This is a genomic window from Proteus appendicitidis, from assembly GCF_030271835.1.
GTDB lineage: Bacteria > Pseudomonadota > Gammaproteobacteria > Enterobacterales > Enterobacteriaceae > Proteus > Proteus appendicitidis.
This window is the reverse complement of the sequence record NZ_CP127389.1, coordinates 1,829,935-1,841,572: the sequence shown is the minus strand read 5'-3', so window position 1 is coordinate 1,841,572 and position 11,638 is coordinate 1,829,935. Positions and strand designations below refer to the sequence as shown.

11 protein-coding genes are annotated in these 11,638 nt (G+C 36.9%); 3 read left to right on the top strand and 8 right to left on the bottom strand.

Going from position 1 to position 11,638, the window contains the following annotated elements; all coding sequences use genetic code 11:
* Positions 1-66: 66 nt before the first annotated feature.
* The 6 genes from QQS39_RS08655 to pgpB form a co-directional block, all read right to left on the bottom strand.
* Positions 67-477, bottom strand: a complete 411-nt coding sequence (locus QQS39_RS08655) for a hypothetical protein (RefSeq protein ID WP_151435041.1) — start codon at positions 475-477, stop codon at positions 67-69.
* 101 nt (positions 478-578) lie between these two features.
* Positions 579-902 (bottom strand): stress response translation initiation inhibitor YciH, encoded by a 324-nt coding sequence (gene yciH / locus QQS39_RS08650; protein ID WP_151435040.1) that lies wholly within the window; start codon positions 900-902, stop codon positions 579-581.
* A 29-nt stretch (positions 903-931) separates the two neighbouring features.
* Positions 932-1,663: an orotidine-5'-phosphate decarboxylase gene (gene pyrF / locus QQS39_RS08645; RefSeq protein ID WP_285805758.1), complete on the bottom strand. Its 732-nt coding sequence runs from the start codon at positions 1,661-1,663 to the stop codon at positions 932-934.
* 45 nt (positions 1,664-1,708) lie between these two features.
* On the bottom strand, positions 1,709-2,878 hold the full coding sequence (gene lapB / locus QQS39_RS08640; protein ID WP_285805757.1) for a lipopolysaccharide assembly protein LapB: 1,170 nt from the start codon (positions 2,876-2,878) through the stop codon (positions 1,709-1,711).
* 12 nt (positions 2,879-2,890) lie between these two features.
* Positions 2,891-3,148 carry a LapA family protein gene (locus tag QQS39_RS08635; protein WP_409282946.1) on the bottom strand — a complete coding sequence of 86 codons (258 nt, stop codon included), beginning with the start codon at positions 3,146-3,148 and terminating at the stop codon, positions 2,891-2,893.
* 225 nt (positions 3,149-3,373) lie between these two features.
* Positions 3,374-4,087, bottom strand: coding sequence for a phosphatidylglycerophosphatase B (gene pgpB, locus QQS39_RS08630; protein ID WP_151435036.1), 714 nt, complete (start codon positions 4,085-4,087; stop codon positions 3,374-3,376).
* 266 nt (positions 4,088-4,353) lie between these two features.
* Between pgpB and ribA the strand changes: the two genes are divergently transcribed.
* Together ribA and nlpA are read left to right on the top strand one after the other, a co-directional pair.
* Positions 4,354-4,953 (top strand): GTP cyclohydrolase II, encoded by a 600-nt coding sequence (gene ribA / locus QQS39_RS08625; RefSeq protein WP_109400383.1) that lies wholly within the window; start codon positions 4,354-4,356, stop codon positions 4,951-4,953.
* Positions 4,954-5,199: 246 nt separating this feature from the next.
* Positions 5,200-6,015: a lipoprotein NlpA gene (gene nlpA / locus QQS39_RS08620; RefSeq protein ID WP_151435035.1), complete on the top strand. Its 816-nt coding sequence runs from the start codon at positions 5,200-5,202 to the stop codon at positions 6,013-6,015.
* Positions 6,016-6,330: 315 nt separating this feature from the next.
* On the opposite strand, the gene QQS39_RS08615 is transcribed toward nlpA, so the two are convergent.
* Both QQS39_RS08615 and acnA read right to left on the bottom strand, forming a co-directional pair.
* The gene (locus QQS39_RS08615) at positions 6,331-7,695 is read right to left on the bottom strand and encodes an LbetaH domain-containing protein (RefSeq protein WP_285805756.1); all 1,365 of its coding nucleotides are present in this window, start codon (positions 7,693-7,695) and stop codon (positions 6,331-6,333) included.
* A gap of 214 nt (positions 7,696-7,909) precedes the next feature.
* Positions 7,910-10,582, bottom strand: coding sequence for an aconitate hydratase AcnA (gene acnA, locus QQS39_RS08610; protein WP_285805755.1), 2,673 nt, complete (start codon positions 10,580-10,582; stop codon positions 7,910-7,912).
* Positions 10,583-10,801: 219 nt separating this feature from the next.
* Between acnA and QQS39_RS08605 the strand changes: the two genes are divergently transcribed.
* Positions 10,802-11,632 (top strand): hypothetical protein, encoded by an 831-nt coding sequence (locus QQS39_RS08605; RefSeq protein WP_151435032.1) that lies wholly within the window; start codon positions 10,802-10,804, stop codon positions 11,630-11,632.
* Positions 11,633-11,638 lie beyond the last annotated feature (6 nt).

Sequence of the window (11,638 nt, the reverse complement as noted above, 5' to 3'; positions counted from 1 at the left end):
ACACAAAAAAATAGGTGACATCGTCACCTGTAATCTTACTTATCGACTTCGCTGTTTTATGAATAATTAATCAGGGTGACCAGTGATTGTTATTTTAGTGCCTTTCTGATCTTCTTCTAACAATAATTCAGTAAAACCACCCGCGAACTGTTGCTCTATCATTAATTTCTGCGGATTTTCCCATTTATAATCAACAGAAACACCGTCTTTTGTATACTCTTTTTGGATGTTATTGTTCACCTTGATGGTTTTTACAAGATAATCTTCATCATGCTCATTAACATATTTTTTATATGCATCTGCAATTGAAAGCCCTGTGTAAACACAATCTGTTATTGCGCCATTCTCATAAACGTCATCCATGGTCTGTTCAGGTGAAGAGCAATATTTATCATGAACAACCCTGTTCTCAGTTTTGGTTTCTGCAAAAAGTGCAGAAGAATATAATAGTGCGCCAATCATCAAATACGCTTTCATAAAATACCTTTTAAAAGACATCTATTAGTGACAATAAAAAATGCGCTAACCTCAATAGAAAATCAGCGCACTATCATTCATTTCGTTGCTATCTCGCTAAATCAGCCACCAGCCAGTTTAACTTTCATGCCTTTGGCTTCTAATAGCGATTTAATTAAATCACGTTTATCACCTTGGATCTCGATTAAACCCTCTTTGACACTACCACCGCAGCCGCATTTTTTCTTCAGTTCAGCCGCAAGTTTGGCTAACTCTGCATCATCCAGATCGATACCTGAAACAACGCAAACACCTTTGCCTTTACGTCCACTAGTTTGGCGTTGAATACGCACAATACCATCACCGGCAGGACGTACTGGCTTTTGTTCTTCTTCTTTTATACGACCCGTATCTGTGGAATAAACCAAACGAGAGTTATTATCCATGTTAATTACATACCTTGTATATATTCGTCTTACTTTAATATAGAACGATTAATTTGTTGCAATGTTTCATGAGGGTTATCGCTACGAGTGATAGGACGACCAATCACCATATAATCAACACCCGCTGCAATAGCTTGCTCTGGTGTCATTACGCGACGTTGATCGCCAACATCACTTCCTGCTGGACGTATCCCCGGAGTGACTAATAAGAAATCATCACCACAAACTTGTTTAAAACGTGTTGCTTCATGTGCAGAGCAGACAACACCATCAAGACCACAAGATTTTGTCAGTAACGCTAAACGTTCTGCTTGTTCTGCGGGCGTCAATGTTATTCCCAATTCAATTAAATCTGATTGATCCATACTGGTAAGTACAGTCACTGCCGTTAAAAGTGGTGCATCCTTACCAAAGGCAGCAAGGCTCTCTTTGGCAGCACGCATCATACGACTTCCACCACTCGCGTGTACATTGACCATCCATACACCAAGATCTGCAGCAGCAGCGACGGCTCTTGCAACCGTATTGGGAATATCATGGAATTTTAAGTCGAGGAAAATATCAAACCCTTCTTTTTGTAATTGAGTCACAAATTGAGGTCCAAAACGGGTAAACATCTCTTTACCAATTTTTAAACGACAAGACGAGGGATCGATACGCTGTGCAAAATCTAATGCACTTTTTTGGTCTTCATAGTCTAGTGCCACAATAACGGGCGCGCAGGTAAGCTCGGGCGATTTTTTATCACAATGAAATGACATTTTAGGGCCTTTATTTATAGAGAGACTATTAAAAAAGTGACATCATCACTGACCATCTAAACCGCGAATAGGCTTAACGGTATCCCATGAACGACAGGATGGACAATGCCAATATAATGCATGAGAGGTAAAACCACATTTATGGCAACGATAATCTGGTTTCGTGCGAATTTGTTCACCAACCATATAGCGCAATAAGATAAGGCTCTCTTTAGCGCGTCCTTCTTCCGCTTCTGCTAAATGGTAACGCATTAAACGATAGAACAAGCGCATGGTTGGATGACGCTCTAATTGACGATTAATGTATAACTGAGCCGCTTCAATACCTTCTTTAGCTTCAATAATGTCAGCAAGGTACAGCTCCGCAATTGCACCACAATTACTATCTACACATTGACGTAAATAAGTTTCCCAACGAGAAGTATCGCCTAGCGTCTGAAAACATTCAAAAAGCATAGGTAAGGTTTCACTGACCATCTCTTTATCTTGCTCAATGACTTTCATTAAAACATCGATAGCTTTTTGTTTATCATCACGAGCAATATAAATACGACCATACATAATTGAAACACGGGCGCAGAGAGGGTCCATTTGCCCTGCTTTTTGCAACAAATTTAGCGCACTATCAAGATTATCACTGCTCATTTCTTGAAGTGCTAATTCACAATAAAAATGCGAAATTTGTTCTTTTAATTCATGCTGACCTAATTTAACCAGTTTTTCAGCCGTTTCAATGGCCTTTCCCCAATCGCTGATTAACTGGTAAATAGCAAGCAACGATTGTAGTGCGCTTTGGCGAAATTCTTGTTCATCAATAAGCTGCTGAAACATATTTTCAGCACGATCGTAAACACCCGCCGCCACATAATCACGACCTAACTGTTGAACAGCAAGCAGACGTTGATCAAAGGATAATGCAGCACTTTCCATTAATGATTGGTGGATACGAATAGCACGTTCGACTTCGCCACGAGAGCGAAAAAGATTACCTAAAGTAAGATGGGCTTCAAACGCTGAGCTATCTTCTTTAAGCATTTCGAGGAAAAGATCAACCGCTTTATCTTGTTGATCAGAGAGTAAAAAGTTAACACCCGCCACATACTCTCGTGACAGGCGGTCGGCGTTCTGCTGTTTATCCTGTTGAGCGCCACGACGCCCCATATACCAGCCGTAAGCCGCAGCGACAGGTAATAACAGAAACAGCAATTCTAGCATCAGCTATCGTCCTTATTTCGTAGCAGAAGCAACCGTTGGGCGACTTTCTTGGTTTTCTTGTTTTGTTTGGGCGCTTTCAAGACGTTTAATTTTACGTTTTGCTCGGCCTAATGATAAACGAGCGCGTAGATAAAAAACACCACTTACAATCCAGCCAAGCACAAAGCCCACACCGAACAAGGTAGCTAACAAGGTAGAAATACGATACTCACCTTGAGCAATAAGATAATTAAATGTGACTACCTGATCGTTATTGGAGCCTAAAGTCATGGCAATCACCACGATGGCAAGAACAAGAATAACCAAAATAAAAAGTAGGACTTTTTTCACATTATTTCCTTTTTTATTCTCTTTTCTTTAGTAGACAGATAAAGGTAGCATTTTCACTGCGCACAAAGAAAGTCATTTCTTAGAGACATCTGATTTTCGTATATTTTTTCACATAAATACTGAAAAAGACATTCTGTATCTCAAAAATAAAGGCTATTGTCAGGATTAGAGCCATAAACGCCGCTCAATCACCTTAAATGCACACCAAACCAACACTGTGCTGATAAGAATACCGACAATCACATCAGATGCCCAGTGCATTCCTAATACAATACGCCCTACCGTGACATTAATTCCCCATAATAACCCGAGTGACGCTAAAAAATAATGGCGACGCAACATAAAAAGGGCAAAAACAAATAATGCGAGTGTGGCTGAAAATAAACTATGACCAGACGGAAAAGCATAACCTGTTTCAGCTTTCCAATGTTTAAGCTGCCATTTGGGGATCACAGGTGAATGAATTAATCCATTTTGAAGCAATTGTTCTCGCTCAGATCTTGATACTTGATAAAACGCCTCTGGGGTAATGTGCAAATTTTCACTCACCCAAACAACATAAGGGCGAGGCTCTTTAACTGTATTTTTAACCGCAACCTTAATTAATTGCCCAATAGATAATGTAGCAATAATTATCACTGCTAATTGAATGAAATGGTTAAGTTTCAATTTCAAAACCATAAAGAGTAACGCTAACACAACAATAACCGTCACTGTCCCCCAAGGTTTTGCGGCACTATCTGCTATCCATAATGTACTTATACCGCCTAAAGGGTGATCGGTAGGTTGCCATTGCCAACCTAATATCAACACAGCACTTGGTATGATTAAGAGCAACATACTACCTAATAGGATCAACTTTGTTACTTGCTTATTCAATATATTGCCTTTTCTTAAATACACATGTTCTCTTCCATTTACGGCTAAAGACTATCAGTATAAACGATGCAAGTTTAGCAATAAATCATTATGCAAGAAGGCGTAAAATCTGATAGCTTGTAGTGGTGTGAATTTATAAGTGTGTGTTATCCCCATTCCTTGTCTATCAGACATGGAAGCATTTCAGTGTTTTATTTCTCTTTGTTCTCGTTATAAAGTGTATAATCTCGAACAAGAGTTTCACCTGAAATTATGAGTCAAAAATAATGAAATTAAGACGTATCGCAGAAGCAAAACTACCTACTCCTTTTGGTGAGTTTTTAATGGTGGGTTTTGAAGAAATCGCAACAGGAAAAGATCATGTCGCCCTTGTTTATGGTGATATTTCAGGCTCCGAGCCAGTATTATCTCGCATTCATTCAGAATGTTTAACAGGTGATGCCTTATTTAGCCTACGTTGTGATTGTGGTTTCCAACTTGAAGCTGCGCTTTCACAAATAAGCAAAACAGGTCGTGGCGTATTACTTTATCATCGCCAAGAAGGGCGAAATATTGGATTACTAAATAAAATACGAGCTTATGCATTACAAGATAAAGGATTAGATACCGTTGAAGCGAACCTTGAACTAGGTTTTAAAGCTGATGAACGTGATTTTACCCTTTGTGCTGATATGTATAACCTCTTAGGTGTTCATGAAGTTCGATTATTAACCAATAACCCGAAGAAAATTGAAATCATGAAAGCTGCTGGTATCAATGTCATTGAGCGAGTGCCCTTAATTGTAGGACGTAATCCAAGTAATGCACATTATCTTGATACTAAAGCCGATAAAATGGGCCATCTTTTATTTAAGAAAGTGCAATAATACAGCAACAACTCAGCATTAATTCTTTTCAAATCCGAGTCTAAGCGCTCGGATTTTTTATTTATTCCTTTTATTCTATTACCTTATAAATTCATTCTTTATCTATTTTTCTTTCCTTACTTCTTATTTTTACATCTTTTTTATCATTAAATTATATCATGTGAAAATTTGTCATATGTGATTTCATTGACTATCTATCGGTTCCTAAGTTATTTATTAATAAATAAATTTTTATAGGAATACATTATGCCATTACATTTTTCTGGTCGGATTTTCGGCGCGTTGCTATTAGCAGGAACATTATTAACAGGCTGTGATAATAGCGATAAAAATAGCTATTCAATCAAGGTTGGTGTGATTAATGGTGCTGAACAAGATGTAGCTGAGATTGCTAAAAAAGTCGCAAAAGAAAAATATGGCTTAGAAGTCGAATTGGTAAGTTTCAGTGGTTCATTATTGCCTAATGATCCCACTGCAAATAAAGAACTTGATGCCAATGTTTTTCAACATCGCCCTTTTCTTGCCCAAGATAATCAATCTCGTGGTTACAATTTAGTCGCTGTCGGTAATACCTTTGTTTTTCCTATGGCGGGTTATTCAACTAAAATCAAACATATTTCAGAGTTAAAATCAGGTGATACCATTGCAGTTCCTAACGATCCCACCAATTTAGGTCGAGCATTACTGTTATTAGATAAAGAAAATCTTATTACGCTAAAACCAAACAGTGGTTTATTGCCTACGGCTATCGATATTATTGATAATCCTCACAAGCTTAAAATTATGGAGCTAGAAGGCGCGCAATTACCACGAGTTTTAAACGATCCAAAAGTCACTGTCGCTATTATCAGTACAACTTATATCCAGCAAATTAATTTATCACCTACCAAAGACAGTATTTTTATTGAGGATAAAAACTCGCCTTACACCAATATTATTGTGACAAGAGAAGATAATAAAAACGCTGATAACGTCCGTGATTTTATTAAGGCTTATCAGTCACCCGAAGTTGCCACGGCTGCCGAAACCATTTTTAACGGTGGGGCAATTCAAGGCTGGTAAAATTATTAATAATATTGATTGGTCACTTGTGATTAACATGTGACCCAATCATTTATTTACTCTTTTATCTCGATAAGGTTATTCCATTATATTTTTTTGATTCATTAGTAAACTTATATTCCATGAAATATCCTTATTATTAATTGGCGATTTTATTATCACAAACAAAAATTTAATAGTTTAGTTTTAGTATATGTTCTATTTAAAATAGAAAAATGGTATTTTTATTGAGAATAAAACTCGCCTTACACCTATATTATTTATAAAAAGTGTATAAAGTTAATACCTAGTGATTAAATTTAATCTCAATATAAATTAATAGGCTAATTTCACTTTATTATCTAACATAAAAATTAATTTATTATTTTCATCTGCTTTAACTGAAACATTAGCACCATTCCCATATTGATCTCGAATAATACAATCCATTTTTTCTTCTTTCTTACTTGAAAATAATGGTAGCCCAATATTTATACTATAAGTCCAGAAACATAATCCTACTCTTTTTTTATTACTTGATGTTACTTTAATTGAGGGCATATTCTCAAAATGGAAATTCTTTGTATAATAACCAGAAGGATCTAATAAAACCGATTGATCCGTTGATGTACCTATTAATTGATAAATATTTTTATGATAATAATAAAAATCTTTATTTTCCTCACATTCTGCACCTGTTGTTATTGCACCGCCATTACCATTAAATGCAAGGTAATACTTAGACAGCGTTCCACCGGGTATCGATACATTTTTTTCTACTTCTGGGTATATTAGCGGATCAATATTCATATCCTCTTTTGTAAAAATGCGAGGCGGTATAACATTTAATGTTACAACACTCTGCCGATATATAGGACTATTAGATCTAAAAGCGGTTGTATATTGTTTACCATTGACAGTAAATTGTGCACATAGTTTTAAAGTATCCATGATTTTATCAACAGATACATACCATATACATGCTGAATAATTTATTTGCTCATAAAGATTCTCAGTGTGAGGATGAACATAACCTTTTGCTTCTTTAGAAATATGGATATCTGGATTTAACGTTTTATTTTTATCATCAACAATACAAATATTTTTATGCATTTCTTCTTCTGACACTTTAAAATGTCTTTCTTCTTTATCTAGTACAATTAAACCAACACCGATAGGAACTTGATGTTTACCATTTGCATAAATATTTGATTCTTGATCCGTGTGATTAATATAAAAAGTAAATTGTATTACACGTTCAATATCTTCCCAATTACCTACATAATATTTAACTTTTTCATCACCTGATACGACGGTATTTCCTTCAACAATAGCATGCTTAAAAACAACCGCATTACCTTCAACTTTTGCATTTCCTCGAACAACACCTCTATTTTCAATACTCGCGTTTTGTGTGACTACAGCAGAATCATATATTGCTGCATCATCAGATACTTTAGCATTACCTGAAATTATCGCATTATCATAAACTTTAGCATTTTTTGATATTATTGCATTTTCTATTACTCTCGCATTACCAAATACCATTGCATCATCATAAATAAAACAACCATCTTCTCGACTTAAATTACTTTCATCTTCAATCCACCCCCCTGGACTACCAGTATATACTCTTTTAATTTTAAACAGAGTAACGCCATTATATTCTTTGGATTCATTTGTAATAATATATTTTTTCATTATACGCCTCGCGTTTATTTAATATAATCTTGCTAAAATAGAAACACCTCCAAAACAAGAGCCATTGAAATAATATAAAGAAAAAAATAATTAGGTAACATTAAATAAAAAAACAGACCTATTAATAAAAAATAGAAAGACAGTATTTAAAATTTAAATACTGCCTTTTGTGAGAATAACTTAATATTTTTTATATATGTTATTAGAATATTATTTATAACATATTTCTAATTACATAATGCAATATGCCACCATGTTGGAAATAAGCTAATTCAGTTTGAGTATCAATACGACAACGCGCCATAATAGTTTCAGTACGATTATTTGCAAAAGTAATATTAACCGCGACATCTTGATTCGGTATTAATGCATGAAGCCCGGTGATCTCAATTTTCTCATCACCTTTTAGACCCAATGTTTGACGAGAAACCCCTTTAGGAAATTCTAAAGGTAAAACCCCCATGCCGATTAAGTTAGAACGGTGAATACGCTCAAAAGAGCCTGCGATGACGACTCGCACACCTAATAAACGCGTTCCCTTCGCTGCCCAATCTCGGCTAGAGCCAGAGCCATATTCATTACCTGCAATAATTGCCAGTGGTGTATTTTCTTGCTGATAACGCATTGAAGCATCATAAATCGCCAGTATTTCACCCGTTGGAATATGCTTGGTAAAACCGCCCTCTATTCCTGGCACCATTTCGTTACGAATACGAATATTGGCAAATGTGCCTCGCATCATTACTTCATGATTCCCGCGTCTGGAGCCATAAGAGTTAAAATCTTTCGGCTCAACACCATGTTCACGCAAATAACGCCCTGCGGGACTATCCGCCTTAATATTACCTGCTGGTGAAATATGATCAGTTGTCACCGAATCACCTAAAATAGCCAAAATACTGGCTTGATGAATATCTTTAATCGGAGCCGGCGTTTTTGACATACCTTCAAAGAAAGGAGGATGTCGAATATAGGTAGAGTCTGGTTGCCAATCATAGACAGGTGTATCTTGTGTTTGCAGTGATTTCCATGTTTCATCACCTTCAAATACAGCGGAGTACTCTTTATGGAACATCTCTGTTTTAACTTTCTCGACAGCATCAGCAATGGCTTTACTGTCAGGCCAAATATCTTTTAAATAAACGGGAGCACCCTGTTTATCTTTACCTAATGGTTCTTTCGTAAGATCGATATTCATATTTCCTGATAAAGCATAAGCAACCACTAAAGGTGGCGATGCTAACCAGTTGGTTTTCACTAAGGGATGAATTCGACCTTCAAAGTTACGGTTGCCGGATAATACAGCTGCAATAGTTAAGTCATTATCCTTAATTGCACTTTCAATCGGTGCTAATAAAGGTCCTGAGTTACCAATACATGTTGTGCAACCATATCCCACAAGATTAAATCCTAACTCATCAAGATAAGGCGTTAATCCTGCCAAATTAAGATAATCTGTGACCACTTTAGAGCCAGGAGCCAAAGAAGACTTAACCCAAGGTTTACGCTGCAAGCCTTTTTCTACCGCATTTTTAGCCAGTAATCCGGCGGCCATTAAAACATTAGGATTTGATGTGTTGGTACATGATGTGATAGCTGCAATAACGACTGCACCATCGGTTAACTCAAATGCAGGATAATCATCAATTTTTACTTGAGGAAACTGAGCCAGTGGTTTTTTATTGGTTTCAAGATCGACTGCTGCTTTAAATGCCTTAGGTACACTCGGTAGATTGACTCTATCTTGAGGGCGTTTAGGTCCTGCAAGGCTCGCTTCAACGGTTCCCATATCTAACGATAATGTTGACGTAAAGATAGGCTCATCACCTGTATGTCTCCATAGACCTTGCTCTTTGCTATAAGCTTCAACAAGTGCAATTTCTTGTTCTTCACGTCCTGTTAAACGCAAATAATCAAGGGTGATATCATCTATTGGGAAGAATCCACAGGTTGCACCATACTCTGGCGACATATTCGCTATGGTTGCACGATCAGCTAAAGGTAATGACGCTAAACCATCTCCATAGAACTCCACAAATTTACCCACAACACCATGAGCGCGTAACATCTGTGTGACGGTTAATACCAGATCCGTTGCCGTGATCCCTTCACGTAATTTTCCTGTTAATTTAAAGCCAACAACATCTGGAATTAGCATGGAGATAGGTTGTCCTAACATTGCAGCTTCTGCTTCAATGCCGCCTACTCCCCAACCTAAAACACCAAGACCATTTATCATTGTGGTGTGAGAATCCGTACCGACTAAGGTATCAGGATAAGCCACATGGCGCCCGTTTTGCACCTCAGACCAAATCGCTTTGCCTAAGTACTCCAGGTTTACCTGATGGCAAATTCCTGTACCCGGCGGCACGACACGAAAGCGTTCAAAGGATTGTTGTCCCCAACGTAAAAAAAGGTAGCGTTCATAGTTACGCTCCATTTCAATTTCCACGTTTTCAGCAAACGCATTTTTACTGGCATATTCATCAACCATAACAGAGTGGTCAATAACCAAATCAACGGGTGATAATGGATTAACTTTATCCACTTGCCCACCCAAAGATTTTACAGCTTCACGCATAGCGGCTAAATCAACAACAGCAGGCACACCAGTAAAATCTTGCATAAGTACCCTTGCCGGTCGATATGCAATTTCTCGTGATGCATGTGCTGTTTTTTGCCACTCAACGAGTGCCTTAATATCCTCCTCAACAACAGTATCATTGTCGAGATAACGCACTAAGTTTTCTAGTAACACCTTCAGAGACTTAGGAAGACGGGTAATATCGCCTAATTGGCGGGCAACTTCTGAAAGGCGGTAGTACTCATATTCTTGAGATCCGACTAAGAGCGTAGCATGGCTCTCTTTTTTCAAACGTAACGACATAGCTCCTCCTTCTTATTTTTATACTGACAGCATGTTTAAACTATCAAAATAGGTAAGGTTATTTATTAAACATATCATATAACGCCGAATTTCGCTTAAAGACCACACAATTTGTTAACGTAATGTTATGGCTGTCATAGTGTTAATAAATTTTAATCTCGGGATTTTTGCTTAATTAAGATTTAATGGTGGAGGTATGACTACGTAAGGATAACTTTTATGAGTAATAAACAATCTGATTTACTTAAAAATATTATGAATGCGGATAGCTATTTCGCAGAACCTATTACCCCCCCATTTCCGCAAACCTTATCGATGAATCCATTACATTCTCAAAATATAAAAGATTCAGAAGGTTTAGTGCAATTTATCATCGCGTCACCCAAACCTTTTGAGCCGTCCGAAATAGAAAAAATGTCACAGCTTAAAAATATCCAAATTGGACTTATTTCTATTATGGCAAACCATCTTGCAGCATTAAAAAAAGAGGATAATGAAGCCTATTATCGCCCCGAACATTGGTTAGATACTCTCAATCATTTACCACTTCTAGGACACAATAAAGTCGAAACAAAAAAGCTTCATAAACAAACCTATGATTTTTCTGTTGCTCAAGCGTTTATTCAATTATTACTAGGAGCAGCAATCAATGCCACCTCTCCTGCACTTGGCGAATTTATTGATTTTTTACGTACCCAAGGACAAAAAATAGAAGTCGGCTTACGAAAATCATTAGATAGCTATCAAACGATAACGATTGCGGGGATCACGGAGATACTCAATCATAATAATCATCTTATTTTTGTTCCCAAGCTGAAAATTTTGAGCCTGCGTTTTTCTTATCAATCAGCAAAAATGCTACTTGCCAGTTGTATAGGCCGTAAATTTACCCTCTCTTTAGAGTACACCACCATTACCTCTGTATTTGATGCTAGCGCTCTTGATGATCCACTGATTAATCGCCAGTTTTATGATTTTTTAAATAAGTACCGTCAGTTAAGCATTGCAAAATCAGATGCTTTTTTTAGTGGGGATTTTTATTTGAAATGAGTTGAG